Source organism: Variovorax sp. H27-G14, from assembly GCF_046156345.1.
Lineage (GTDB): Bacteria > Pseudomonadota > Gammaproteobacteria > Burkholderiales > Burkholderiaceae_C > Variovorax.
The window spans coordinates 367,723-392,457 of the sequence record NZ_JAYLVN010000002.1 but is presented as its reverse complement, the minus strand read 5'-3'; the positions used below and the strand labels follow the sequence as shown (position 1 = coordinate 392,457).

The 24,735-nt window shown below is 65.9% G+C and carries 22 protein-coding genes and 1 pseudogene; 9 read left to right on the top strand and 14 right to left on the bottom strand.

What is annotated here, in order from left to right; genetic code table 11:
• The first annotated feature begins 24 nt into the window (after window positions 1-24).
• Window positions 25-1,506, top strand: a complete 1,482-nt coding sequence (locus VLK31_RS07375) for a serine hydrolase (protein WP_409167730.1) — start codon at window positions 25-27, stop codon at window positions 1,504-1,506.
• Here the strand turns inward: VLK31_RS07375 and VLK31_RS07370 are convergent.
• The 7 genes from VLK31_RS07370 to VLK31_RS07340 all read right to left on the bottom strand — a co-directional run bounded on the left by VLK31_RS07370 (window position 1,503) and on the right by VLK31_RS07340 (window position 9,123).
• Window positions 1,503-3,041, bottom strand: coding sequence for a malonate--CoA ligase (locus tag VLK31_RS07370; protein ID WP_409167729.1), 1,539 nt, complete (start codon window positions 3,039-3,041; stop codon window positions 1,503-1,505). The genes VLK31_RS07375 and VLK31_RS07370 overlap by 4 nt on opposite strands.
• 23 nt (window positions 3,042-3,064) lie before the next feature.
• A complete protein-coding gene (locus VLK31_RS07365; protein WP_409167728.1) occupies window positions 3,065-3,907 on the bottom strand; it encodes an enoyl-CoA hydratase/isomerase family protein in 843 nt (280 codons plus the stop codon).
• Window positions 3,904-4,890 carry a Bug family tripartite tricarboxylate transporter substrate binding protein gene (locus tag VLK31_RS07360; protein WP_409167727.1) on the bottom strand — a complete coding sequence of 329 codons (987 nt, stop codon included), beginning with the start codon at window positions 4,888-4,890 and terminating at the stop codon, window positions 3,904-3,906. Before VLK31_RS07360 ends, VLK31_RS07365 begins: the two co-directional genes overlap by 4 nt.
• Before the next feature lie 94 nt (window positions 4,891-4,984).
• Window positions 4,985-6,451 (bottom strand): malonyl-CoA decarboxylase, encoded by a 1,467-nt coding sequence (locus tag VLK31_RS07355; RefSeq protein ID WP_409167726.1) that lies wholly within the window; start codon window positions 6,449-6,451, stop codon window positions 4,985-4,987.
• A gap of 28 nt (window positions 6,452-6,479) precedes the next feature.
• Window positions 6,480-7,148 (bottom strand): GntR family transcriptional regulator, encoded by a 669-nt coding sequence (locus VLK31_RS07350; protein ID WP_409167725.1) that lies wholly within the window; start codon window positions 7,146-7,148, stop codon window positions 6,480-6,482.
• A 136-nt stretch (window positions 7,149-7,284) separates the two neighbouring features.
• Complete coding sequence (lgt, locus tag VLK31_RS07345) at window positions 7,285-8,115, bottom strand: prolipoprotein diacylglyceryl transferase (RefSeq protein ID WP_409167724.1); 831 nt, start codon at window positions 8,113-8,115, stop codon at window positions 7,285-7,287.
• 72 nt (window positions 8,116-8,187) lie between these two features.
• Entirely contained in the window at window positions 8,188-9,123 is a 936-nt protein-coding gene (locus tag VLK31_RS07340) for a LysR family transcriptional regulator (RefSeq protein WP_409167723.1), read from the bottom strand.
• Window positions 9,124-9,254: 131 nt separating this feature from the next.
• Here VLK31_RS07340 and ilvD point away from each other — a divergent pair, with 131 nt between their 5' ends.
• Entirely contained in the window at window positions 9,255-10,949 is a 1,695-nt protein-coding gene (ilvD, locus tag VLK31_RS07335) for a dihydroxy-acid dehydratase (RefSeq protein ID WP_409167722.1), read from the top strand.
• A gap of 113 nt (window positions 10,950-11,062) precedes the next feature.
• Here the strand turns inward: ilvD and VLK31_RS07330 are convergent, their stop codons facing one another.
• The gene (locus tag VLK31_RS07330; protein ID WP_409167721.1) at window positions 11,063-11,305 is read right to left on the bottom strand and encodes a TIGR04438 family Trp-rich protein; all 243 of its coding nucleotides are present in this window, start codon (window positions 11,303-11,305) and stop codon (window positions 11,063-11,065) included.
• A gap of 107 nt (window positions 11,306-11,412) precedes the next feature.
• Here VLK31_RS07330 and VLK31_RS07325 point away from each other — a divergent pair, with 107 nt between their 5' ends.
• Window positions 11,413-11,727 (top strand): c-type cytochrome, encoded by a 315-nt coding sequence (locus VLK31_RS07325; protein ID WP_409167720.1) that lies wholly within the window; start codon window positions 11,413-11,415, stop codon window positions 11,725-11,727.
• Between the two features lie 61 nt (window positions 11,728-11,788).
• Here VLK31_RS07325 and VLK31_RS07320 read toward each other — a convergent pair whose 3' ends face one another.
• On the bottom strand, window positions 11,789-12,289 hold the full coding sequence (locus VLK31_RS07320) for a LapA family protein (protein WP_409167719.1): 501 nt from the start codon (window positions 12,287-12,289) through the stop codon (window positions 11,789-11,791).
• Between the two features lie 190 nt (window positions 12,290-12,479).
• Window positions 12,480-14,477: an acetate--CoA ligase gene (gene acs, locus VLK31_RS07315; RefSeq protein ID WP_409167718.1), complete on the bottom strand. Its 1,998-nt coding sequence runs from the start codon at window positions 14,475-14,477 to the stop codon at window positions 12,480-12,482.
• Window positions 14,478-14,635: 158 nt separating this feature from the next.
• Between acs and VLK31_RS07310 the strand changes: the two genes are divergently transcribed.
• Window positions 14,636-15,271, top strand: a complete 636-nt coding sequence (locus tag VLK31_RS07310) for a YqhA family protein (protein WP_409167717.1) — start codon at window positions 14,636-14,638, stop codon at window positions 15,269-15,271.
• A 19-nt stretch (window positions 15,272-15,290) separates the two neighbouring features.
• Here the strand turns inward: VLK31_RS07310 and VLK31_RS07305 are convergent, their stop codons facing one another.
• Window positions 15,291-16,229 (bottom strand): LysR family transcriptional regulator, encoded by a 939-nt coding sequence (locus tag VLK31_RS07305; RefSeq protein WP_409167716.1) that lies wholly within the window; start codon window positions 16,227-16,229, stop codon window positions 15,291-15,293.
• 143 nt (window positions 16,230-16,372) lie between these two features.
• Here VLK31_RS07305 and VLK31_RS07300 point away from each other — a divergent pair, with 143 nt between their 5' ends.
• Entirely contained in the window at window positions 16,373-16,990 is a 618-nt protein-coding gene (locus VLK31_RS07300; protein ID WP_409167715.1) for an NAD(P)-dependent oxidoreductase, read from the top strand.
• Window positions 16,991-17,075: 85 nt separating this feature from the next.
• Here the strand turns inward: VLK31_RS07300 and fumC are convergent, their stop codons facing one another.
• From fumC to VLK31_RS07285, 3 genes and pseudogenes are all read right to left on the bottom strand, one after another.
• Window positions 17,076-18,470: a class II fumarate hydratase gene (fumC, locus tag VLK31_RS07295; protein ID WP_409167714.1), complete on the bottom strand. Its 1,395-nt coding sequence runs from the start codon at window positions 18,468-18,470 to the stop codon at window positions 17,076-17,078.
• A 123-nt stretch (window positions 18,471-18,593) separates the two neighbouring features.
• A complete protein-coding gene (locus VLK31_RS07290) occupies window positions 18,594-19,043 on the bottom strand; it encodes a beta-eliminating lyase-related protein (protein WP_409168038.1) in 450 nt (149 codons plus the stop codon).
• A 17-nt stretch (window positions 19,044-19,060) separates the two neighbouring features.
• Window positions 19,061-19,984: pseudogene (locus tag VLK31_RS07285) on the bottom strand (tryptophanase); the annotation flags it as partial.
• Between the two features lie 242 nt (window positions 19,985-20,226).
• Here VLK31_RS07285 and VLK31_RS07280 point away from each other — a divergent pair.
• The 4 genes from VLK31_RS07280 to proX all read left to right on the top strand — a co-directional run bounded on the left by VLK31_RS07280 (window position 20,227) and on the right by proX (window position 24,726).
• The gene (locus VLK31_RS07280; protein ID WP_409167713.1) at window positions 20,227-20,706 is read left to right on the top strand and encodes an Lrp/AsnC family transcriptional regulator; all 480 of its coding nucleotides are present in this window, start codon (window positions 20,227-20,229) and stop codon (window positions 20,704-20,706) included.
• A 465-nt stretch (window positions 20,707-21,171) separates the two neighbouring features.
• A complete protein-coding gene (gene proV / locus VLK31_RS07275; RefSeq protein ID WP_409167712.1) occupies window positions 21,172-22,455 on the top strand; it encodes a glycine betaine/L-proline ABC transporter ATP-binding protein ProV in 1,284 nt (427 codons plus the stop codon).
• Between the two features lie 21 nt (window positions 22,456-22,476).
• Entirely contained in the window at window positions 22,477-23,691 is a 1,215-nt protein-coding gene (proW, locus tag VLK31_RS07270) for a glycine betaine/L-proline ABC transporter permease ProW (RefSeq protein ID WP_409167711.1), read from the top strand.
• Between the two features lie 21 nt (window positions 23,692-23,712).
• Complete coding sequence (gene proX, locus VLK31_RS07265) at window positions 23,713-24,726, top strand: glycine betaine/L-proline ABC transporter substrate-binding protein ProX (protein ID WP_409167710.1); 1,014 nt, start codon at window positions 23,713-23,715, stop codon at window positions 24,724-24,726.
• Window positions 24,727-24,735 lie beyond the last annotated feature (9 nt).

The window sequence follows — 24,735 nt, the reverse complement described above, 5'->3', positions numbered from 1 at the left end:
CTACCCCAACGGCAAGGCCCCGACATGTGGAGCGATCTGGAGAAGCTGGAGAACCTGGAGAACCTCGTACAGGCCTCGATGCAGGAGTGGAAGATTCCCGGCCTCGCGCTGGCGGTGATTCACGACGGCGAGGTGGTGCTGCAAAAAGGCTACGGCGTGCGCGACATGCGCGGCGCCGATCCGGTGACGGCAGACACGCAGTTTCTGCTGTGCTCCATCACCAAGTCGTTCACCGCGGCGGGCCTGGGCCTGCTGGTCGACGAAGGCAGGCTCGAATGGAACCGCCCCGTGCGAGACGTGATTCCCGAGTTCCGACTGCACGACGCACTGGCGACCGAGCGGCTCACCGTGCGCGACCTGCTGTGCCACCGCAGCGGCCTGCCGCGGCACGACTGGGTGCACATGCCCGGCGACCTGGACGGCGCGCAGATGCTGCCGCTGCTGCGCCACCTTGCACCGAGCCGCGAGTTGCGCGACACCTTCCAGTATTCGAACCTGGGCTACATGGTGGCCGGTATGGTCACCGAACGCCTGAGCGGCCAGAGCTGGGAGGCTTTCACCACCGAGCGGCTGCTCGCGCCGCTGGGCATGCAGAACGTCGGCTTCACCATCGAGGCGCTGGCCGCCGCTGACGACGCGGCCCGCCCGCACGCGATGGTCGGCAATGAATGCACGCCCTCCCCGCTGTGGCCCATTCGCACCACGGCGGGCGGCGGCATGAACGTGTCGGTGACCGACATCGCGAAATGGGCGCGCTTTCTGCTCGACGAAGGCAAGGTGAACGGGCAGCAGTTGCTGTCGGTGAAATCGCTGCGCGAGATGTGCACGCCGCATGTGCACATGGCGCGCTCCGAGCAGCCCGAAATTGGCGACTCGCACTATGGCTTCGGCCTGTTCTGCGAGAACTACCGCGGCGACCGTACCTACGGCCATTCGGGCTCGTGGCTGGGCTTGGGCACGCTCATGACGGTGATGCCGCAACACCGCACCGGCGTGGTGGTGCTGACCAACCGCGCGCCGAGCGTGGTCACGTCGATGCTCACCTATGCGGTGTTCGACCAGGTCAGCGGGCGCGAGCCGATCGACTGGTTCGCCCGCCTCATGCCGAAGCGGCGCGAGTTCATTGCGCAGCAGCACAAGGAGCGCAGCACCCGTGAAGACAAGCGCCGCACCGGCACGCAGCCCAGTCACGCGCTGGACGACTACACCGGTCACTACGACCACCCGGCCTACGGGCGCATCGAAATTTCACGCGAGGCCGGCGGACTGGCCTGGCGCTGGCGCACCTGCTCGGGCCCGCTCGCGCATTGGCACTACGACGTGTTCACCACGCCGTACCGGCCCACCGAGTTCCACCCCGACGAACTGGCGCTGAGCTTCCTGTACGACCGCGAGGGCCGCATCGACCGCATCGCGGCGCCGTTCGAGCCCGCCGTGCCGGACATCGTGTTCCAGCGGGCCGAACCCACGCCCGACCCCACACCCGACCCCACCCCCAAAGCCTAGGCCGCGAACAACCCCTTGTGCTCCGCGCGCAGCAGCGCCTTCTGCACCTTGCCCATGGTGTTGCGCGGCAGCTCCGGCACCACGACGCAGTGCTTGGGAATCTTGAAGTTGGCGAGCTTGGCTTTCAGCTCGGCCACGATGGCGTCCGCGTCCAGCGACGCGCCCGCTTTGGCAATGACGATGGCCACGCCCACCTCGCCAAAGTCGGGGTGCGGCACGCCGACCACGGCGCTTTCGGCCACGCCGGCCATCTCGTTGATGTAGCCCTCGATCTCGGCCGGGTACACGTTGTAGCCACCGCTGATGATCAGGTCCTTGCTGCGCCCGACGATGGTGATGTAGCCCAGCCCGTCGATCTTGCCCACGTCACCGGTCTTGAAGAAGCCGTCGGCGGTGAACTCTTCTTTCGTCTTCTCGGGCATGCGCCAGTAACCCGAAAACACATTGGGGCCGCTGACTTCGATGTTGCCGATTTCGTCGGTGGTGCAGCCGCGCCCGCTGTCGTCGCGCACGCGCAGTTGCACGCCCGGCAGCGCAAAGCCCACCGTGCCGCCGCGGCGCTCGCCCTGCGCCGGTGTGTAGGGGTTGGACGTGAGCATGGCCGTCTCGCTCATGCCGTAGCGCTCCAGGATGGTGTGGCCGGTGCGCTCGCGCCATTCGTCGAAGGTTTCGATGAGCAGGGGCGCAGAGCCCGCGATGAACAGGCGCATGTTGCGCACCGCCTTGCGCGTGAGGCCGGCCTCGGCCAGCAGCCGCACGTACAGCGTGGGCACGCCCATGAACACCGTGGCCTCGGGCATCTTCTGCACGATGCGCTTGGGGTCGAACCTGGAGAACCACAGCATCTTGCTGCCGTTGAGCAGCGCGCCGTGCAGCGCCACGAACAGGCCGTGCACATGGAAGATGGGCAGCGCGTGGATCAGCACGTCGCCTTCGGTCCAGCCCCAGTAGTCCTTCAGCACCTCCGCGTTGGACAGCAGGTTGCGGTGCGTGAGCATTGCGCCCTTGCTGCGCCCGGTGGTGCCGCTGGTGTACAGAATGGCGGCCATGTCGTCGGGCTTGCGCTGCGCCACGGCATGCTGGTCGCTGCACAGCGCGGCCACTTCCAGCAGCGTGCCGGTGCGGTCGTCGTCCAGCGTGAAAACATGCCGGGTGCCTGCCGCGGTGGCAATGGGCGCGACCCATGCCGCATTGCGGCTGGTGCACACGACCACGGCCGGCTCGGCATTGCCGATGAAGTATTCGATCTCCGCGCTCTGGTAGGCGGTGTTCAGCGGCAGAAACACATAGCCCGCGCGCAGCGTGGCCAGGTACAGCAGCATCGCCTCGACCGATTTCTCGACCTGCACCGCAATGCGCGCGCCCTTCTCCAGATTGAGCGCGTCGAGCAGGTTGGCGATCATGGCGCTGGCGCGCTCCAGGTCGCGCCACGAATAGAACAGGCCGCTTTCGGTCTCGACGGCAATGCTGTCGAGGTCGGCGGGGAAAGCAGCGCGCAGGGCGGCGAACAGGTTGGCGTTGGCGGTCTTCTTCATCGGTTCTTCTGTGGGCGGGTACTTCAGAAATTGGGGGTGCGCTTGGCGAGAAAGGCGGCGATGCCCTCGCGGTGCTCCGGGGAGTCGGCGTAGTCGTAGGCGGTGGCCAGCAGACCGTGCAGACCGTTCAGAGAGGTGGCAGAGGTTGCAGAGGTGGCGCCGGCCCGCAGCGCGGCAAAGGTCTTCTTGTGCAGCCGCGCGGTTTGCGGCGCGAGCCCCGCAATGCGCTCTGCATGCGCCTGCACGGCGGCAGGCAATTCGTCGTCGGGCAGCACCTTCAACAAAAAGCCCGCGTCGTACAGCCGCTGCGCGCCGTGCACGCCGGCGGCCAGCAGCATGTCGCGCGCGAGCACATCGCCGATGGCACCGTGCACCAGCGCGGCTTCGCGCGGCGCCATCGGAAAGCCCAGCTTGGCGATGGGCGCGCCAAACTTGGCGCCCGCGCCGGCCAGGCGAATGTCGCAGCAGCTCGCCATTTCGACACCCGCGCCCATGCAGGCGCCCTCGATCTGCGCGACCAGCGGCACCGGGCAATCGAGCATCGCCTGCAACGCGGCCCACACCTCGTCTTCGTGAAACGCGCGCAGGCTGCTTTCCTCGAAGCGGAACGACGGGTACTCGGAGATGTCGCCGCCCGCGCAAAAGGCAGCGCCATCGCCGCGCACCACCACGCAGCGCAGGCCGCTGTCGTTCTGAAGCAGGTCCTGCTGCAGGCCGTCGAACACCGCGCGCAGCTCACGCCACATGGCGCGCGTCATGGCATTCAGGCGCCCGGGGTTCGACAGCGTGACGAACGCGATGGCGCCTTCACGATGCAGCGCAACGGCGCCTTCACTGCGCGGGGAAATGCTGCTGCCCAGCGTCATTCGATGCGCGCGCCCGAGGCCTTCACCACCGTGGCCCAGCGCTTGATTTCGGCGCTCACGAAACTGCCGAATGCGGGCCCGGTGAGGGTCGGAATTTCGGAGCCGTTTTGCGCCCAGATGTTCTTGATGTCGTCGGCCGCCAGAATCTTCTTCATCTCGTCGACGATCTGCGGCTGCAGCTCGGCCGACAGCCGCTTGGGTGCCCACAGGCCGTACCAGGTGGTCACGGTGTAGTCGGGCAGGCCGACCTCGGCGGCGCAAGGCACGTCGGGGAACGCGGGGTTGCGCTTGGCGCCGGCCACCATCAGCGCCTTGATGCGCCCGCTCTTGATGTACTGGGCGGAGGAGCCGAGGCCGTCGAACATCAGGTCGACATTGCCCGCGATCAGGTCGGCCAGCGCCGGGCCCGCGCCGCGGTACGGAATGTGGGTGATGAAGGTGCCGGTCTGCAGCTTGAACAGCTCGCCCGCCAGGTGGTGCGAGGTGCCCGCGCCTGCCGAGCCGTAGTTCAGCTTGCCGGGGTTGGCCTTGGCCAGCGCAATGAGCTCCTTGATGCTCGTGGCCTGCACGCGCTTGGGGTTGACCACCACCACCTGCGGCACATTGGCCAGCAGCATCAGCGGCACGAAGTCTTTTTCGATGTCGTAGTCCAGCCGTGGGTAGACCGAAGGCGCAATGGCGTGGTGCACCGCGCCCATGAACAGCGAGTACCCATCGGCCGAGGCCTTGGAGGCCACGCTCGCACCCAGCGTGCCGCCGGCCCCGCCGCGGTTGTCGATGATGAGCGACTGGTTGGTCAGCCGCGAGAACTGCCCCGACAGCGGCCGCGCGAACGCGTCGGTGCCGCCGCCCGCGGGAAAGGGCACGACCATGGTCACGGGCTTGGTCGGCCACGCTTGCTGGGCGCGCGCGGCACCGCTCAGAACGGCCGCACCGGCGGCGGCCACGCGCAGGACGTCGCGGCGTTGAAAACCTGGGTTCATTTGTCTCATCTCCTTGTCGTTGTGGATCTTGCCGCCCCATGCGGCTGCCGGCGTGCTGTTTCTCTGTGGCACCGTTGCCGGCTTGCGTACGCCGTCAGCCCTTCTTGAAGTACAGGCTTTCGATGTCCCCCGATACCGCCACCTTGCCGTCTGCCAGCCAGGTGCGGTGCTTGTCCAGGCGCTTGAGGTCGTAGAGGTAGTTGACCATGAGCCCGTAAGACTGCTTGTGCCCCTTGGGCGACGGGTCGCCGGCCCAGTTCAGCCGCTCCACGCGCGCACCGTTGCCCAGGTGAAAGCGCGCCACCGGGTCGGCCGGTGTGCCGTCGACCAGCGCGCGGCCCAGGTACTCGGCCGCGGCCTGCAGCAGCCATTGGCGCAGCGGCGATTTGGTGTCGAAGGTGGGGGCCGCGTCCACGGCCGCGAGCAGGCGCTCGGCGGTCGGCGGCAGCGAGCCGACGAGGCGGCCAAGCTCGGCCTCGCGTTTGTCGTCCAGCCGCTGCAGCAGGTCGGCGGCGTTCTTCGCGAGCCAGGTGCGAAAGCCCGGAATCGGCGACAGCGTGGCAAAGGCCTTCAGGCGCGGCAGCTCGTCCTGCAGCGTCTCGACCACGCGCTTGATGAGCGAGTCGCCAAAGCTCACGCCGCGCAGGCCGGTCTGGGTGTTGCTGATCGAATAGAAGATGGCAGTGGTCGCCTTGGCCGGCAGCACCGGCACGGCGGCCTCGTCCAACAGCGGCGTGATGCCGTCGCTGATGCGGTCGACCAGCGCCACCTCCACGAAGATGAGCGGCTCGTTGGGCAGGCGCGGATGAAAGAAGCCGTAGCAGCGGCGGTCGCTGTCGTCGAGCCGGTTCTTCACGTCGGACCAGCTCTTGATGTCGTGCACCGCCTCGTAGCGAATGAGCTTCTCGATCAGCGAGGCCGGGGAGTCCCAGTCGATGCGGCGCAGCTCCAGAAAGGCCACGTCGAACCAGGTGGAAAAAAGCTGCTCCAGCTCGGCGTCGAGCGACAGCAGGCGCTTGTCGGCCTTCAGGTTGGGCAGCAGGTCGGCGCGCAGGTCGACCAGAAAGCGCATGCCCTCGGGCTCGACCGCAAAGCGCTGCAGCAGGCGCATGCGCGGCGACACCAGCGCGCGGCGCAGGCGCAACTCGGCCTGGCCTTCGTCGGGCGTGCCGACCGCGCTCTGGTGCTGGTCGCGGGCGGTCTTGAGCTTTTGCGCATCGGCGGCGAAATGCTCGCTCATCAGCGCCCAGTAGTCGCGCCGCTCCTCGGGCGTGGCGGCGCGGTAAGCCTGCGCAATGGCGTGGGCCCGGCGGCCGCCCTCTACCTCGCTCACGCGCGGGTCGATCACGGCCTGCAGGTCGGTGAGAACGCGGCGCAGCGCGCGCGGCGTCAAGGCTTCATCGGCCTTGCGCAGCGTGACCTGCAGCCGCTCGGCGCTGGAGCGTTCGCTGGGCTTGGGCGCGTTCTTGGGTGCGCTTTTGGCGGCACCTTCAGGCGCCACGGGCACCTTGGACTTTTCGCCAGAACGCAGCCGCGCCTGGAACCATTCGGTCGCACTCATTGGGGGACTCCGATGTTGGCGGGGGCCGTCACGGCATCACCCTGGATTTTTGATGGCGCATCACTTCGCGCAGTGCTTCGCGCTGGCGTGTCATGTGGGTGCGCATGGCGGCGTCGGCGCCTTCGCTGTCGCGCGCCTTCAGCGCCGCGAACACGGCCAGGTGCTCCGACAGGCTCTGCTCCAGCCGCCCCGGCGCATGCAGCTGTTGCAGCCGCGCGAGCTTCAATATCTTGCGCAGGTCGCCGATGACCTGCGCCAGCCACTTGTTGTCGGCGAGCTGGATGATCGCCTCGTGAATGATGTGGTTGGTGGCGTAGTAGTCGTTGATGCGCCGGGCCTTGGCATGGCGCACCAGCCGCTCGTGCAGCGCGTCGAGCTCGTGCAGCTCGGCGTCGCTGGCGTTGCGCGCGGCCTCGTAGGCGCAGCGGCCTTCGAGCAGCGCAATGACGGGGAAGATCTCGTCGAGGTCGCGCTCGGTCACCTCGTTGACGAAGCAGCCGCGCCGTGGTTCGTGGCGCAGCAGGCCTTCGGCGGTGAGCACCTTGAGCGCTTCGCGCAGCGGGGTGCGCGAGATGGCGAGCCGCTCGCACAGCGCGGCCTCGTCCAGGAAGCTGCCCGGCGCCAGCGTGCCGTCGAAGATCTGCTCGCGCAGCGTGGCGGCGACCTCGTCGTGCAGTGAGTTGGGGACCAGGCGCATGGGAATCGTCGGATGGCAAGGTGCGCGATGCGCGCGTAATTTCCTGTAATTACGCGTAATTCTGAGCCTGCAAGCAATGCGGCGCAAGGCCGCGCAACCGTTGCGCGGCCTGGGACTTACCCTGCGAACTTACGGATCAGGCGCGTGCGGTGGCGGTCTTGGTGCCGGCGCGGCCGAACCAGAACCACAGCGCGATGCCGGCAATGACCATCGGCACGCTGAGCCACTGACCCTGGCTCAGGCTGAGCGCGCGCAGGCCGAGAAAGTCGTCGGGCTCGCGGAAGTACTCGGCCACGAAGCGCAGCACGCCATAGCCGATGAGGAACACCGCGGCCACCTGCCCCTGCTTGCGCTCCTTGCGCGCGTAGAGCCACATCACCGCGAACAGCAACAGGCCTTCGAGCAGGAACTGGTACACCTGCGACGGGTGGCGCGGCAGCATCGAGCCGCTCTGCGGAAACACCATGCCCCAGGGCAGGTCGGGGCTGCTGAAGCGCCCCCACAGCTCGCCGTTGATGAAGTTGCCCACGCGGCCCGCGGCCAGGCCCGTTGGCACGCACGGCGCCACGAAGTCCATCACCTGCCAGAACGGGCGCGCACGCGAATGCGAGAACCACACCATCGCGCCGATCACGCCGAGCAGGCCGCCATGAAAGCTCATGCCGCCCTGCCACACGTACAAGATTTCGAGCGGATGCGTGAGATAGAAATCGGGCTTGTAGAACAGGCAATAGCCCAGCCGCCCACCGACGATGACGCCCATCACGCCAAGGAAAAGAATGTCCTCGATGTCCTTGCGCTGCCAGGCACCGGCACCGACCAGCGAGCGGTACGGCTCATGGTGCAAGCGGCGTGTGCCCAGAAAGTAGAAGAGTGCGAACGCGGCCAGGTAGGTCAGGCCGTACCAGTGAATGGCCACCGGCCCGAGCTGCAGGGCGATGGGGTTGATCTGCGGATACATGAGCATGGCGCAGATTGTGCCCGCGCCGGATGTCGCGCCGGGCACGGGGGCATTCGGGCCCGGGTGTCGGCTTTCGCGTCAGCGCCCGCGTTCCCGCACGAAGGCCACGAACCGCGCCAGCGCCGGGTTGTTCGCCTCTTCGGGCCACACCAGGCTGGTTTCGCAGGCCGGCAACACCGGCGCGCTGCGTCGCCGTGCGGCCGGCACAAATTCGGCGGCACGCCGGTAGACCACGCCCGCACGCCGAAACTGCGTGACGCTCTCCGGCACCCAGGCCACGCCGATGCCGCCCGACACCAGATTGACGATGGTCTGCATCTGAATCGCCTCCTGCGAGAGCTGAGGCACCCGCCCCGCCGCGTGGTACAGGTCGAAGATGGCGTCGTGCAGCGAAGGCACGATGCGGCGCGGAAAAATGACCAGCGGCTCGGCCAGCACGTCGGCCAACTGCAAGCGCGGCACGCGGGCCAGCGCATGCCGCTCGGGCAGCGCAAGCACCAGCGGCTCCAGCGACACCGCCAGGCGCGCGAGCCCCGGCGGCGCGGCGCCGGGCGAATGCAGCATCAGGCCGGCGTCGATCTCGCCGCGCGCAAAGGCTTCGATCTGCACGTCGCCGGTGGCCTCGACCAGCTCCAGCGCCACCTCCGGGCACAGCACCCGAAATTCGCGCACCCAGGCCGGCAACTGCTCGAAGCCGACAGTCGACACGAACGCGATGCGCACCCGACCCACCTGCCCCGCCGCCGCCGCGCGCGCCCGGGCCGGCAACGCCAGCGCGCGGGCCAGCAGCTCTCGCACGTCGGGCAGCAAGGCTTCGCCGGCGGGCGTGAGCGCCACGCGCCTGCGGGTGCGGTCGAACAGCACCACGCCCAGCGTCTTCTCCAGTTGGGCGATGGCCTGCGTGACGGGCGGCTGCGTCATGTGCAGGCGCAGCGCGGCGCGGCCGAAGTGCAGCTCCTCGGCCACGGCCACGAACTGGCGCCAGGCCCGCAGGTCGATCAGGCTTTCTTTCATATGCCGAGCATATCAATGCGTACCCCAAATCGGATTGGAACCAATCAATCAGAAGTCGGATACTTGAGCCCCTCGCGGACCCCTCGTGCCCCCTTTCGCGATTTTCCCCACCCCACGACACAAGAAACACCATGGACACCAAACCGCTCCAGATCAACCGCCGCAGCGCCAACATCGTCGAAGGCAAGAGCCGCGCGCCCAACCGCTCCATGTTCTATGCCATGGGCTACGAGGAAAGCGACTTCAAGAAGCCGATGGTGGGCGTTGCCAACGGCCACAGCACCATCACGCCGTGCAACTCCGGCCTGCAGAAGCTGGCCGACGCGGCCATCGAGGGCATCGAGGAAGCCGGCGGCAATGCGCAGGTGTTCGGCACCCCCACCATCTCCGACGGCATGGCCATGGGCACCGAAGGCATGAAGTACTCGCTGGTGAGCCGCGAGGTCATTTCCGACTGCATCGAGACCTGCGTGGGCGGCCAGTGGATGGACGGCGTGCTGGTGGTCGGCGGCTGCGACAAGAACATGCCCGGCGGCCTGATGGGCATGCTGCGCGCCAATGTGCCCGCCATCTACGTGTACGGCGGCACCATCCTGCCGGGCCGCTACAAGGGGCAGGACCTGAACATCGTGAGCGTGTTCGAGGCCGTGGGCCAGAACGCCGCGGGCAACATGAGCGACGAAGACCTGCTGCAGATCGAGAAGCGCGCCATTCCCGGCACCGGCTCCTGCGGCGGCATGTACACGGCCAACACCATGTCCAGCGCGTTCGAGGCGCTGGGCATCTCGCTGCCCTACTCGTCCACCATGGCCAACCCGCACGACGAAAAGGCCAACTCGGCCAAGGAGTCGGCCAAGGTGCTGATCGAGGCCATCAAAAAGGACCTGAAGCCGCGCGACATCGTGACCAAGAAGGCCATCGAGAACGCCGTGGCCGTCATCATGGCCACGGGCGGCTCGACCAACGCGGTGCTGCACTTTCTGGCCATTGCGCACGCGGCCGAAGTGGAATGGACCATCGACGACTTCGAGCGCATGCGCAAGAAGGTGCCGGTGCTGTGCGACCTGAAGCCGTCGGGCAAGTACCTGGCGGTCGACCTGCACCAGGCCGGCGGCATTCCGCAAGTGATGAAGGTGCTGCTGAAGGCCGGCCTGCTGCACGGCGACTGCATCACCATCAGCGGCCAGACCATCGCCGAAGTGCTGGCCGACGTGCCCGACGTGCCGCGCGCCGACCAGGACGTGATTCGCCCGATCGACAAGCCCATGTACGCCGAAGGCCACCTGGCCATCCTGAAGGGCAACCTGTCGCCCGAAGGCGCGGTGGCCAAGATCACCGGCCTGAAGAACCCTGTCATCACCGGCCCGGCGCGCGTGTTCGACGACGAACAGTCGGCGCTGGCCGCCATCCTGGCCGGCAAGATCGTGGCCGGCGACGTGATGGTGCTGCGCTACCTGGGCCCCAAGGGCGGACCGGGCATGCCTGAAATGCTGGCCCCCACCGGCGCGCTGATTGGCGCGGGCCTGGGCGAAAGCGTGGGCCTGATCACCGACGGCCGCTTCTCCGGCGGCACCTGGGGCATGGTGGTGGGCCACGTGGCGCCTGAGGCGGCCGCGGGCGGCACCATCGCTTTCGTGAACGAGGGCGACTCGATCACCATCGACGCGCACAAGCTGGTGCTGGAGCTCAACGTGCCGGAGGCAGAGATTGCCAAGCGCCGCGAAGGCTGGAAGGCCCCTGCCCCGCGCTACACGCGCGGCGTGCAGGCCAAGTTCGCGTTCAATGCGTCGAGCGCCAGCTCGGGCGCGGTGCTCGACAAGTTCTGATGGTTTGAGGAATCAGGCGCCCGGGACCTTGCGGAACCGGTGCGCCGCGCCGAATGCGCGTGGGGCGGTCTCGCTGCCCATGCGCTTCGGGCGCTACGGCTGATCTGGCCGCTTCAGCGCCGAGGGCCGGTCTTCGTGCCCATGTTGGTCTTCTGCCGGTTGATGCGGTCCTGCTTGCGCTGGTCCTGCCGCTCCATCACCCGGCGCTTGGTGTAGCCCGACCAGTCGGCCCAGGCCCACCATGCGAGCGCCATCGCGAACGGCGACAGCACAATGAACCAGTTCCAGCCGGCCACCATGCCCACTTCAAAGTACTTGAGGGCTATGCCCAGCAGGCCCAACGCCAGAAACCACATTGCGAATCCCTCAGGTTTTGTATTGGCAACGCAGCCGCGCGCCGTGCACGGCGCTACCTACAATCGCGTTGAGACGAATGTAACCTAGCAATTAACAAATTAAACCCATGAAAAGAGTCCTGTTGTCGGTGGCCCTGGGCCTTGGCCTGACGGCGCTTGCCGCACCCGCGCTGGCCGACCTGGCCCTGGCCACGTCAAAGAACTGCATGAGCTGCCACGCGGTCGAGCGCAAGGTGCTCGGCCCCTCGTTCAAGGACGTGGCCGCCAAGTACAAGGACGACAAGGGCGCGGTCGATACCCTGGCCAGCAAGATCATGAAGGGCGGCTCCGGCGTGTGGGGCCCTGTGCCGATGCCGGCGAACAACCAGGTCAACGAAGCCGACGCCAAGAAGCTCGCGGCCTGGGTGTTGTCGACGAAGTAACCAAGCGACGCTCCGCAGAGCGCAAGTGCTTGGTGACGCTCAGCAGAGCGTCAGCGCACCATCAGGCCTGCGGGTTGATGTCCAGCGGCATCGGCCGGCGCTCGATGCGGTCTTCGAGCTGACCGATGTGCGCGGCCACCGTGTTGTCGGTCTGGTCGGAGCGCAGGCGCACCGCGGTTTCGAGCTGATCCAGGCGCGCGAGCAGCGCCGTCTGGCGGTCGGCGTTCTGGCCCATGTGCTTGTTCTCCTGCGCTTCGAGAAAGTTGCGCAACTCGGTGAAGCGTGAAGCCTCCGCCTTGTCGGCCAGGTCGCGCTGCACCTGCATTTCCTTGGTGTGGCGCTTGGTGTCCAGCAGCACAGAGCTGTGCAGGTACAGCACGTAGACCAGGAAGAACGCGGCCAGCACCACGGTGAGGCCCAGCATCAGCAGGCCCAGCGGTGCGGTCACCGTCATGAAGCCCAGCCACACCTCCGAAGGCGCCGACAGCGCGCCCCAGTTCAGCGCGGCCAGTGCTGCGATGAGCAGCACGATGACGAAAAGAAAAGCGGATCTCACGCCCATGGGGGGCCTCCTTCGGAAAGATCGAAAACACACCGGGCGCAAATGCAGAAATTGCAAATGCCCGTGCGCTGCAAGCCGCACGGTGACTCCAATGGTTTTACCTCAGCGAAGCAGCCCGTTCGGCGCAGATGGCCGCATTAACGGCCACGTCCTACAGGGCGTGTAAAGCGCGTTTACACCGCGCGCAGCGTCAGAGCTTTTCCGACAGCTGCTCCAGGATCGCCGGGTTTTCCAGCGTGGAGGTGTCCTGCGTGATCTCCTCGCCCTTGGCGATGCTGCGCAGCAGGCGCCGCATGATCTTGCCGCTGCGCGTCTTGGGCAGGTTGTCGCCAAAGCGAATGTCCTTGGGCTTGGCGATGGGGCCGATCTCCTTGGCGACCCAGGCACGCAGCTCGTTGGCGATCTGCTTGGCCTCCTCGCCGGTCGGTCGGCTGCGCTTGAGCACCACGAAGGCGCACACCGCCTCGCCCGTCACGTCGTCGGGCCGGCCCACCACCGCGGCTTCGGCCACCAGGTCGGTCTTGGACACCAGCGCGGACTCGATTTCCATCGTGCCCAGCCGGTGGCCCGACACGTTCAGCACGTCGTCGATGCGGCCTGTGATGCGGAAGTACCCGCGGTCTTCGCTGCGCACCGCGCCGTCACCGGCCAGGTAGATGGTGCCGCCCATCTCCTCTGGAAAGTAGCTCTTCTTGAAGCGCTCGGGGTCGTTCCAGATCGTGCGAATCATCGAGGGCCAGGGCCGCTTGATGACCAGCATGCCGCCCGCGCCATTGGGCAGGTCCTTGCCCGTTTCGTCGACGATGGCGGCCATGATGCCCGGCAGCGGCAGCGTGCAGGAGCCCGGCACCAGCGGCGTGGCGCCCGGCAGCGGCGTGATGACGTGGCCGCCCGTTTCGGTCTGCCAGAAGGTGTCGACGATGGGGCAACGCTCGCCGCCGATATGGCGGTGGTACCACATCCAGGCTTCCGGGTTGATCGGCTCGCCGACCGAACCCAGGATGCGCAGGCTCGTCAGGTCCCAGTTCTTCGGGTGCACCTTTTCGTCGCCCTCGGCCGCCTTGATGAGCGAGCGAATGGCCGTGGGCGCCGTGTAGAACACGCTCACCTTGTGCTTTTCGATCATCTGCCAGAAGCGCCCCGCATGCGGGAAGGTCGGAATGCCCTCGAACACCACCTGCGTGGCGCCGGCCGCGAGCGGGCCGTAGGCAACGTAGGTGTGGCCGGTGATCCAGCCGATGTCGGCGGTGCACCAGAACACGTCTTCGGGCTTGATGTCGAAGGTCCAGTCCATCGTGAGCTTGGCCCACAGCAGGTAGCCGCCGGTGGCATGCTGCACGCCCTTCGGCTTGCCGGTGGAGCCCGAGGTGTAGAGGATGAACAGCGGGTGCTCGGCATTCACCGGCACGGGCGGGCAACTGGTGCTCTGGCCTTGCAGCGCTTCGGTGAAGGTCTTGTCGCGGCCTTCGACGCGCGCCCATGCGGTGGGCGTGCGCTCGTACACAAACACCGTCTTGATCGACTCGCACCCGCCCAGGGCAATGCCGTCGTCCACGATCGCCTTCAGCGGCAGCTCCTTGCCGCCGCGCAGCTGGTAGTTGGCCGTGATGACCGCCACCGCGCCCGCGTCGATGATCCGCTCCTGCAGCGCCTTGGCCGAGAAGCCGCCGAACACCACGCTGTGCGTGGCGCCGATGCGCGCGCAGGCCTGCATGGCGATGACGCCCTCTACCGTCATCGGCATGTAGATGACGACGCGGTCGCCCTTCTGAATGCCCGCGGCCTTCAGCGCATTGGCGAACTGGCTCACGCGGGCCAGCAGTTCCTTGAAAGTGACGTTGCTGACCGTGCCGTCGTCGGCCTCGAAGACGATGGCGGTCTTGTTCTCGACCGGGGTGCCCATGTGCTTGTCGAGGCAGTTGGCGCTGGCGTTGAGCTCACCGTCGCCGAACCATTCGTAGAACGGTGCCTTCGACTCGTCCAGCGTGCGGGTGAAGGGCTTGGTCCATTGCAGGTTGTCCTTGGCCAGGCGGGTCCAGAACCCCTCGAAGTCCTGCTCGGCCTCCTTGCACAGGGCGTCGTAGGCGGCCATGCCGGAGATGCGTGCGCCTTCGGTGGCGCGGGCGTCGGGCGGGAACACGCGGTTCTCGACCAGCACGGATTGAATGTTCTTCGATGGGGTGCTCATGCTCTTTGTCTCCTGGATGGAATGCGGGCGTAATGTCGACCGCCGCACTTACGGGTCACTGACGGGGGGCGGGCTGTCCGATGTTAGTTCGCAGGGTTATCACGAGGGCGACACGGGGGCACCCCTAGAATCCTTCGTCCTCCACGACCACCCTCCCGATGTCCGCTCCAGATCCTTTCGATCCTCTGAACCCGCCCATCCGCCGGACCGTGCCCATGGGGCCGCTGCCCAAGCTGATCTTTGCGAGCCGCTGGCTGCAACTGCCCTTGTACCTGGGGCTGATCGTGGCGCAGGCGGTGTACGTGGTGCACTTTCTGGTCGAACTGCTGCATCTGGTGGAGGCCGCGTTCGGCAGCCAGACCGCGCTGCAGGCCCTCATCACCAGCATCGGCTACAAGACCGCCGCCCCGGTCGGCGCGCTGAACGAGACGGTCATCATGCTGGTGGTGCTGGCGCTGATCGACGTGGTGATGATCTCCAACCTGCTCATCATGGTGATCGTGGGCGGCTACGAAACCTTTGTGAGCCGCATGAACCTGGAAGGCCACCGCGACCAGCCCGAGTGGCTGAGCCATGTGAACGCGTCGGTGCTGAAGGTGAAGCTGGCCACGGCCATCATCGGCATCAGCTCGATTCACCTGCTCAAGACCTTCATCAACGCGGACAACTACACCGACCGCGTGCTGATTGCGCAGACGGTGATTCACATCACCTTTCTGCTGTCGGCCATCGCCATTGCGTACACCGACAAGCTGATGACCGCGAACGCGACGAAGGTCGGCGCGCCTCACTGACCGAAAAAGCCCGCGTGCCCTATGCAATGGCACGCGGCAAGTTCGGCACGCCCGGCACATCCCAATCCGGCACGTCGGTGAACCGCTCGGCCAGAAAGTCGAGCATCGTGCGCAGCGTGGACGGCATGTGCTTGCGCGAGGCGTACACCGCATGCATGCCGACCACCTGCGGCTCGAACTCGTCGAACAGCCGCACCAGCTCCCCCGACTGAAGCAGTGGCGCCGCCAGGTAGGTCGGCAGCATCGCCACCCCGGCGCCCGCGCGGGCCAGCACCATCAGGCTGGCCGCATCGTTCGCCGACACATTGCCGCCCACCGCCACCGAGGCCGGCTCCCCCGTGTCCTTGCGCGTGAAGTTCCACAGGCTGCGACCGAAGTACGAATGCGTGAGGCAGTTGCGCTGCGCCAGCTCTGCCACATGCAGCGGCTGGCCGTGCGCCTTCAGGTAGCCCGGCGACGCGCACACCGCAGAGCGGCAGTCGGTGAGCCGACGCGCAATCAGGTTGGGGTCGATCTCCGCCGCCACGCGAATCGCCAGGTCGATGCGCTCGTCCACCAGGTTCACCGCGCGGTCGAGCAGCACCAGGTCGACCGCCACGCCCGGGTACAGCAGCACATAGTCGGCCACTGCATCGGCCAGTTGGGCCTGCGCGAACGAGGTGCTGGCCGTGATGCGCAACTGCCCGCGCGGCGCTTCGGCCGGGTGGCGCACGGCGGCCTGCATGTCGCCCGTGAGCTCCAGCACCTGGCGGCAGCGCGGCAGCAGCTCCTGGCCGGCGGCCGTGAGGCTCAGGCGGCGCGTGGTGCGGTGAAGCAGCCGCGCGCCGGTCCATTGCTCCAGCTCGGCCACATAGCGGGTGACCACGGGGCGTGACATGTCGAGCTTGTCGGCAGCGGCCGAAAGGCTGCCCGCATCGACCACGTTCACGAACACGCGCATTGCATTCAATCGGTCCATTCGCACGATTTTAGAAATAAACAAACGCGCAAATCGAGGTTTTTCTTTCGAAATCGGAAACCTAAGATGGGATCACCCCATCCGGTCCCTTCCGGTCCCTTCCGATCTTTTCCGGGTTTTTCGACCTTTCACAGGAGTCCCTCATGAGCCACATCGCCATCATCGGAGCCACCGGCCGCGCCGGCAGCCAACTGCTTGAAGAAGCTCTGCGCCGCGGCCACACCGTCACGGCCATTGCCCGCAAGGCCAGCGCCAAGCTGGCGGACCGCGCCCACGTGAAGGCCGTCGACCTCGACGTGCTGGACGCGCCCGCGCTCGAAAAAGCCCTGGCCGGCCACGACGCCGTGTTCAGCGCCGCGCACTTCGCCACCGTGCCGCCTGCCGCCGTCGTCGAACCGGTAAAGCGCGCGGGCGTGAAGCGCCTGCTGGTGGTCGGCGGCGCCGGCAGCCTGTTCGCGGCGCCCGGTCTGAAGGTGATCGACACGCCCAACTTCCCCGATGCCTACCGCGCCGAAGCCTCGGCCGGCGGCGTGTTCCTGGACGCGCTGCGCAGCGAGAAAGAGCTCGACTGGACCTTTCTGTCGCCCTCCGCCGAGTTTGTCGAAGGCGAGCGCACGGGCAAGTTCCGCCTGGGGCAGGACGACCTGCTGGTGAGCGCCGAAGGCCGCAGCTGGATCACTTTCGAGGACTACGCGATCGCCTTCATCGACGAGTTGGAAAAGCCCACGCACTCGCGCCAGCGCTACACCATCGGCTACTGATCGCGCACCGATCGCGCACCGATCGCCCACAAACAAGAAAGGACCCGCGAGGGTCCTTTGTTCATGGCGTCGCCAGGTCGGTGGCTCAGCGCCCGGTCATGTTCTCCGGCACCACCCATGCGTCGAACTGCTCGGCCGTCAGGTGCCCCGAAGCAATCGCCGCTTCGCGCAGGCTCGTTCCTTCCTTGTGCGCCTTCTTCGCGATGTACGCCGACTTGTCGTACCCGATGTGCGTGTTCAGCGCTGTCACCAGCATCAGCGAGCGCTGCACCAGCTCCGTGATGCGCTCGCGGTTGGGCTCGATGCCCACCGCGCAGTGGTCGTTGAAGCTCACCATGCCGTCGGCCAGCAGACGCACGCTCTGCAAGAAGTTGTGCGCCACCATCGGGCGGAACACGTTCAGCTCGAAGTTGCCCGACGCACCGCCAATGTTGATCGCCACGTCGTTGCCGAACACCTGCGCGGCCAGCATCGTGACGGCCTCGCTCTGGGTCGGGTTGACTTTGCCCGGCATGATCGACGAGCCGGGCTCGTTCTCCGGAATGCTCAGTTCGCCGATGCCGCTGCGCGGGCCGCTCGCAAGCCAGCGCACGTCGTTGGCAATCTTGTTGATGCTGGCGGCCAGCGTCTTCAACGCGCCGTGGGCGTGCACAAGCGCGTCGACGCTGGCCATGGCTTCGAACTTGTTGGGCGCGGTCACGAAAGGCAGGCCCGTGAGCTGCGCCAGCTCCGCGGCCACCTGCTCGGCATAGCCCTTCGGTGCGTTCAGCCCGGTGCCCACGGCCGTGCCGCCCAGCGCCAGTTCGCTCAGGTGCGGCAGCGCGGCGCGCACATGCGCTTCGCCGTGCTTCAGTTGCGCCACGTAGCCCGAGAACTCCTGGCCCAGCGTGAGCGGGGTGGCGTCCTGCAGGTGGGTGCGGCCGATCTTCACGATGTCGGCAAAGTCCTTGGCCTTCTGGTCGAGCGTGCCGCGCAGCTTGGCAATGGCGGGCAGCAGCTTGTGCGTGATGGCTTCCACGGCCGCCACATGCATGGCGGTGGGGAACACGTCGTTGCTCGACTGGCTGCGGTTGACGTCGTCGTTCGGGTGCACCAGGCGCCCTTCGCCGCGCTCGCCACCCAGGATTTCGCTGGCCCGATTGGCCAGCACCTCGTTGACGTTCATGTTGGTCTGCGTGCCCGAGCCGGTCTGCCACACCACCAGCGGGAACTCGCCGGGGTGCTTGCCGGCAATGACCTCGTCGGCCGCGGCCACGATGGCCTTGGTTTTTTTCTCGTCCTGCAGGCCCAGCGCGTGGTTCACCACGGCCGACGCGCGCTTGACCTGCGCCAGCGCCTTGATGATCTCGCGCGGCTGCTGCTCGCCGGAGATGTCGAAGTTCTGCAGTGAGCGCTGCGTTTGCGCGCCCCACAGCTTGTCGGCGGGAACGTCGATGGGGCCGAAGGTGTCGCGCTCGGAGCGCGTGGCATTGGTGGTCATGCGGTTGCTGTGTCGGAGTACAAAGAGCCGGCAGTATGGCCCTGGATGAGAGGCACTGTCATTTGGGCGGCATTCGGGGGTGGATGTTGCGTCGTCGACGTGCCAGAACAGCGACGCGGCAGGTCATGCGCTCGCCCACTCGAACCTTGCCGTGAAATTTCTCAGCAATTCGGGTTCATAAGTAAATTTCAAGCCCCGTATGGAATTCGCGCGTTTCGATACCGCGGCCAATGCGTCGGCTACATAGTCCATGTGGTCGTTCGTATAAACCCGTCGCGGAATGGTGAGCCGCATGGATTCGAGTGGCGCTTTTTCCTGCACGCCGGTATGCGGATTGCGGCCCAGCAACAAGGAGCCAATTTCGACTGCGCGCACACCAGACTCGATATAAAGCTCGCACGCCAATGCGTGAGCAGGGAATTGTTCTGACGGAATATGCGGAAGCAAAGCTGCGGCATCGACAAAAACCGCATGTCCGCCAGTCGGAAATTGAATCGGAATTCCTGCTGAGCGCAATTGCTCTCCAAGATATGCCACTTGCCCCACGCGGTATTTGAGATATTCCAGATCCATCGCTTCTTCCAGCCCGACTGCAAGCGCCGCCAGATCTCGCCCGCCAGACCGCCATAGGTAATAAAACCTTCTCTGACCACGCAACGCTCCTGAACCGACCTAAAAAGACTTTCGTCTTCACGAAAAGCGCAGAAACCGCCGATATTGACCAGCCCGTCTTTCTTGGAAGACATCACCGCAATATCGGCGCAGGACATCATTTCTCTAACAATGTCTGGAATGCTTGTATTCGCGTATTCCGCTTCACGTTCTCGAATGAACCAGGCGTTTTCGGCAAAGCGCGTGGCGTCGATGACCATCGGAATTCCAGCCTGTCGCGCCAATGCCGAAGCGGCTCGCAGGTTGGCAAGGGAAATTGGCTGACCGCCCGTGGTATTGCAGGTCACGGTCGCGACGATGGCTGCGACATTGGATGCGCCTTCCACCTCAATGAGCCTGGCCAATTCCTGCAGATCGAAATTCCCTTTCCAGTCGTGGTACGTTTTGGTGTTCAGCGCTTCTTTGTTCAATGCATTGAATGCGCGAGCGCCTGCAATTTCGATATGCACTTTGGTGGTGTCGAAATGGAAGTTCGACAAGAAAACGGGCCGCTGAGAATCGCGGCGTTTCACAAGTTCCGGATAAAGAATTTGCTCTGCCCCGCGCCCCTGGTGCGCTGGCACCAAATAGGGATAACCGAATACCTTTTCAATGGCTTCCTGCAGCCGATAAAAACTGCGGCTGCCGGCATAGGCTTCATCCGCGCTCATCATGGCGCTCCATTGCTGATCGCTCATGGCGCCGCTGCCGCTGTCTGTCAGCAAATCTATATACACGTCGTCGCTGCGCAAAAGAAAAGGGTTGAGACCGGCTTTATTCAACGCCTCGACGCGATGCTCGCGCGTCGTCATTGCGATGCGTTCGATGGTCTTTATTCTGAATGGCTCTGGAATACGATTCATGAAAACCCCGGCTGAATATTGGCTGCGAATTTATTCACTTCAAACTCAATCATTCATTGGATTTGAAGGCTGCGCGGCGATGAAATACGTTGTCCACTTTTCCAAATGAAATGAACTTTCCTTGCATCGCTCGTTGAAATTTTGTTCGTTTCATGAGGAAATAGGCTCTCACTTGCAACACTTGTTCATCAAAAAATGAAAAGTTATTGCAGGGTTGAGCTCAAACCCCAGGAAAGTTGCGCATGGCAAAACTTGACCGTCTGGACCTGCGCTTGCTAGCGCTGCTTCAGCAGAACGGACGAATGTCGAACCTCGAACTGGCGGAGGCCGTCGGGCTTTCGCCCGCGCAATGCAGCCGGCGGCACCATCGCCTGGAAGAGCTGGGCGTCATCACGCGCTATGAAGCGCGGCTGCACCCCGCTTCCATTGGCCTGAAGGTGGTGGCCTTCGTGCACATCGGCATGGACCGCGGCCACATGCGGGACCTGAAGTCGTTCCGCGAAGCGCTGACGCACATGCCGAACGTGCTGGAGTGCCATTCGGTGACGGGCGACTTCGACTACGTGCTGAAGGTCATCGCCGCCGACCTCGAAGACCTGAACGTGTTCCTCACCGAGCGCCTTGTCGCGCTGCCCGGCATCGGCCTGGTGCGCTCAAGTGTTTGCCTGGAAGAAATCATGGCGCGCTCTGCCTTGCCGCTGCCTGTTGCCGAAATGAGCTGATTCGGCGGCATAACGCCGAGCGCTTCGGACTGCGATCTACACACAAACGAGGCGTTGTCCGTCATACCGGCGGAGGCCCCGGGTTGACTCCCTTCATACCAAAACGTTATAATCAACGGCTTCCGACGCTCAACCGGTCATGACGACCGGGTCGGAAAAGCCCACCCAGCACTACTCGCGGATCCCCGAATCCCGTCGCGGTGCAAGGTTCTCCCCGCCGGGCCCTGCCCGGCAAATCGGCCGGATCTTTCCGGCCCCACTGCCACGCCACCTTCAGGCGGGCACTGGTTTCGTCGCCACGTCGTCTTCAGTGCCTGTCGGCAGCCCTTCAAGGCTCGCCGGGTCATTGCACGTGTTTTTATTCACGCGCTCTTTTTGCCCGGTCGGCCCCATCGGCTGATGGCGTGTCCGTTGCCGTCCTCCGGGGCGGCGCTGTGTCCAACCTTCAACAAGGAGCCCCGGCGTATGGCCAAAGGAATTCTCATCGACCACGTTTTCAAGGTTTTCGGCGACGAGCCGGAACAAGCTCTTGAGCTGGTCCGGCAAGGTTTTTCAAAGAAAGAAATCCTCGCGCGCACCGGTCAATCGATCGGCGTGTTCGACGCCACCTTCGAAATTCAGGCTGGAGAAATCTTCGTCATCATGGGTCTCTCGGGTTCGGGCAAATCGACGCTGGTGCGCCTGCTGAACCGGCTGATCGAGCCGACCGCGGGCCGCATCGTGATCGACGGGGCGGACATCAACGAGCACTCCGACGCCAAGCTGCGCGCGCTGCGCCGCAAGGACATCAGCATGGTGTTTCAGTCGTTCGCGCTCATGCCGCACATGACGGTGCGCGACAACACCGCCTTTGGCCTGGAGCTGTCGGGCGCGAGCAAGAAAGACCGGCTGGCGCAGGCCGACAAGGCACTTGCGCAGGTGGGCCTGTCGGGCTGGGGCGCGAGCTACCCCGACGAGCTTTCCGGCGGCATGCAGCAGCGCGTGGGCCTGGCGCGCGCGCTGGCGTCCGACCCGTCGATCCTGCTGATGGACGAGGCCTTCTCGGCGCTCGACCCGATCATTCGCACCGAGATGCAGTCGGAGCTGCTGCGCCTGCAGCAGGAACAGCGCCGCACCATCGTCTTCATTTCGCACGATTTGGACGAGGCCATGCGCATCGGCGACCGCATTGCGATCATGAAAGACGGCCAGGTGATTCAGGTCGGCACGCCCGACGAAATCTTGCGCACCCCCGCCGACGACTATGTGCGCAGCTTTGTGCGCGGCGTGGATGCGGCGGCCGTGTTCAAGGCGGGCGACATCGCGCGCAAGTCGCTCACGGTGGTCTGCGAGCACCCGGAGCGCGGCGCGCGCGCGGCGCTGAAGCAGCTCGAAGACCAGGACCGCGACTTTGCCTACGTCACCAGCCCGCAGAAGCGCTATCTGGGCACCGTGTCGGCCGACACGCTGCGCGCCGCGCTCGACGGGCATTCCGGCCCGCTGGGCCTGCGCCATGCGTTCCTGAACGACCTGGGCGTGATCGACGCCGACGCGCCCGTGGCGGACCTGTTCGGCCAGGTGGGCACGGCACCGTGCGCGGTGCCCGTGGTGGCCGCCGACGGTCGCTTCTGCGGCGCGATCAGCAAGACGACGCTGCTGAAGTTTCTCGACCGGGACACCCCACCGATCGACCCTGCACATCAGCCGCAACAGCCACAGCAGCCACAGCCGCCGACCGCGCCCGCAGCAACCACCGCCGCCGCGGCCTGATCGACTTCGAAGGACCTACAGATGAACGAGACCACACCGACCTCCGAATTCACGCCGCTGAATGACGCGGCAAGCGCCATGACGAACACGATGCAGGCCCCGACACCGGCACCCTCGCTCGACCCCTGGGAAGCCATGTCCGCCGCGCCCGACACCTCCGCCACCAGCGCCTGGCTCGACGCCCCCACGCAGCTCGACGCCGCCCACCAGGCTGCCGGCCAGGCCGATGCCGTCAGCGGCGGCTTTCAGCTGCACCGCCTGTGGGACGGCTCGCTGCCGATCGAAGCCTGGATCAACCAGGGCCTGGGCTGGGTGGTGGAACATTTCCGCCCCTTCTTCCAGACCGTGCGCCTGCCCATCGACAGCACGCTGAACTGGGTGCAGAGCCTGCTCACCGGCCTGCCCACGCTGGCGATGATCGCGCTCATCGGCCTGCTCGCCTGGCAGTTTGCCGGCCGCGCGCTGGCCATCGGCACCACGGTGGCGCTGCTGCTGGTGGCCATGCTGGGCATCTGGCCGGAGGCGATGGTCACGCTGTCGCTGGTGCTGACCTCGCTGGTGTTCTGCATGGTCATCGGCCTGCCGCTGGGCGTGCTGCTGGCCAGCAGCGACAGGGCCCAGCGCATCATGCGGCCGGTGCTCGACGCGATGCAGACCACGCCTGCGTTCGTGTACCTGGTGCCCGTGGTGATGCTGTTCGGCATCGGCAACGTGCCGGGCGTGATCGTCACGATCATCTTCGCGCTGGCCCCGCTGGTGCGCCTGACCAACCTGGGCCTGCGCCAGGTGCGGCCCGACCTCATCGAGGCCGCGCGCGCCTACGGCGCCTCGCCTTGGCAGATGCTGGTGAAGGTGCAGCTGCCGCTGGCCATGCCGTCGATCATGGCGGGCATCAACCAGGCGCTGATGCTGTCGCTGTCGATGGTGGTCATCGCCTCGATGATCGCCGTGGGTGGCCTGGGCCAGATGGTGTTGCGCGGCATCGGCCGGCTCGACATGGGCCTGGCGACCGTGGGCGGCCTGGGCATCGTGCTGCTGGCGATCACGCTGGACCGCCTGACGCAGGCCATGGGCAAGTCGCGCCGCGCGGGCGGGCGCCGCTGGTGGCACACCGGCCCGGCCGGTTTCACGCTGCGCGTGCTGCAAAGCGTGGCGGGAACGTCTTCGCGCCAAGGAGAGCCCGGCAACAACGCCGCCCTTCCCGCGCTCCCCGCCCTGTCCACCCAAGCGCACTGAGCCGCAGGAGGAACCCGACACATGAACAAGATGAACCTCATTTCACGCGGCCTGCTGGCCTTCGGCTTCGTGGCCATCGGCCTGGCCGCCCCGCTGGCCCACGCCGCCAACGATTTGCCCGGCAAGGGCGTGACCGTGCTGCCGCTGAAGAGCTCGCTGGCTGAAGAGGCGTTTCAAACGCTGCTGGTGATGCGCGGGCTGGAGAAGCTCGGCTACACCGTCGAGCCCATGAAAGACCTGGAGCCCGCCACCGAACACCTGGCCATTGCCAACGGCGACGCCACCTTCATGGCCAACCACTGGAGCCTGCTGCACGCCGACTTCTACAAGAACAGCGGCGGCGACGCCAAGCTGTGGCGCAAGGGTGTGTATTCAGACGGCGCGGTGCAGGGCTACCTGATCGACCGCAAGACGGCCGAGCAATACAACATCACCAACATCGCGCAGCTGAAGGACCCGGCCATTGCCAAGCTGTTCGACGCCGACGGTGACGGCAAGGCCGACCTGACCGGCTGCAACCCCGGCTGGGGCTGCGAGCTGGCCATCGAGAGCCACCTCGCGGCTTATCAGTTGCGCGACACCGTCACGCACAAGCAGGGCAGCTACGCCGCGCTGATGGCCGACACCATGGCCCGGTTCAAGCAGGACAAGCCGGTGCTGTACTACACGTGGACGCCCTACTGGGTGAGCGCGGTGCTGCGCCCGGGCACGGACGTGGTGTGGCTGCAGGTGCCGTTTTCTTCATCGCAGCAAGGCCAGGCGGACACGCAGTTGCCGAACGGCAAGAACTACGGTTTTCAGGCCAACCAGGAACAGATCGTCGCCAACCGGGCCTTCGCGGAGAAGAACCCGGCGGCAGCGAAGCTGTTCGAGGTGATGAAGCTGCCGATCAGCGACATCAATGCGCAGAACCTGCGCATGAGCCAGGGCGCGAACACGCAGAAGGACGTGGAGCGGCACACGGACGGGTGGATCAAGGTGCACCAGCAATTGTTCGACGGGTGGATTGCGCAGGCGCGGGCTGCTGCGAATTAGGCGCTGGCG

Bases quoted from the DNA above. Each gene is read 5' to 3' on its own strand.
- VLK31_RS07370 (WP_409167729.1), bottom strand. From the start codon at position 3,041: ATGAAGAAGACCGCCAACGCCAACCTGTTCGCCGCCCTGCGCGCTGCT.
- lgt (WP_409167724.1), bottom strand. From the start codon at position 8,115: ATGCTCATGTATCCGCAGATCAACCCCATCGCCCTGCAGCTCGGGCCG.
- VLK31_RS07310 (WP_409167717.1), top strand. From the start codon at position 14,636: ATGTCCGCTCCAGATCCTTTCGATCCTCTGAACCCGCCCATCCGCCGG.
- proV (WP_409167712.1), top strand. From the start codon at position 21,172: ATGGCCAAAGGAATTCTCATCGACCACGTTTTCAAGGTTTTCGGCGAC.
- VLK31_RS07350 (WP_409167725.1), bottom strand. From the start codon at position 7,148: ATGCGCCTGGTCCCCAACTCACTGCACGACGAGGTCGCCGCCACGCTG.
- proX (WP_409167710.1), top strand. From the start codon at position 23,713: ATGAACAAGATGAACCTCATTTCACGCGGCCTGCTGGCCTTCGGCTTC.
- VLK31_RS07320 (WP_409167719.1), bottom strand. From the start codon at position 12,289: ATGGGCGTGAGATCCGCTTTTCTTTTCGTCATCGTGCTGCTCATCGCA.
- ilvD (WP_409167722.1), top strand. From the start codon at position 9,255: ATGGACACCAAACCGCTCCAGATCAACCGCCGCAGCGCCAACATCGTC.
- proW (WP_409167711.1), top strand. From the start codon at position 22,477: ATGAACGAGACCACACCGACCTCCGAATTCACGCCGCTGAATGACGCG.
- VLK31_RS07375 (WP_409167730.1), top strand. From the start codon at position 25: ATGTGGAGCGATCTGGAGAAGCTGGAGAACCTGGAGAACCTCGTACAG.
- VLK31_RS07340 (WP_409167723.1), bottom strand. From the start codon at position 9,123: ATGAAAGAAAGCCTGATCGACCTGCGGGCCTGGCGCCAGTTCGTGGCC.
- VLK31_RS07365 (WP_409167728.1), bottom strand. From the start codon at position 3,907: ATGACGCTGGGCAGCAGCATTTCCCCGCGCAGTGAAGGCGCCGTTGCG.
- VLK31_RS07360 (WP_409167727.1), bottom strand. From the start codon at position 4,890: ATGAACCCAGGTTTTCAACGCCGCGACGTCCTGCGCGTGGCCGCCGCC.
- VLK31_RS07290 (WP_409168038.1), bottom strand. From the start codon at position 19,043: ATGGATCTGGAATATCTCAAATACCGCGTGGGGCAAGTGGCATATCTT.
- VLK31_RS07325 (WP_409167720.1), top strand. From the start codon at position 11,413: ATGAAAAGAGTCCTGTTGTCGGTGGCCCTGGGCCTTGGCCTGACGGCG.
- acs (WP_409167718.1), bottom strand. From the start codon at position 14,477: ATGAGCACCCCATCGAAGAACATTCAATCCGTGCTGGTCGAGAACCGC.
- VLK31_RS07300 (WP_409167715.1), top strand. From the start codon at position 16,373: ATGAGCCACATCGCCATCATCGGAGCCACCGGCCGCGCCGGCAGCCAA.
- fumC (WP_409167714.1), bottom strand. From the start codon at position 18,470: ATGACCACCAATGCCACGCGCTCCGAGCGCGACACCTTCGGCCCCATC.
- VLK31_RS07305 (WP_409167716.1), bottom strand. From the start codon at position 16,229: ATGGACCGATTGAATGCAATGCGCGTGTTCGTGAACGTGGTCGATGCG.
- VLK31_RS07355 (WP_409167726.1), bottom strand. From the start codon at position 6,451: ATGAGTGCGACCGAATGGTTCCAGGCGCGGCTGCGTTCTGGCGAAAAG.
- VLK31_RS07280 (WP_409167713.1), top strand. From the start codon at position 20,227: ATGGCAAAACTTGACCGTCTGGACCTGCGCTTGCTAGCGCTGCTTCAG.
- VLK31_RS07330 (WP_409167721.1), bottom strand. From the start codon at position 11,305: ATGTGGTTTCTGGCGTTGGGCCTGCTGGGCATAGCCCTCAAGTACTTT.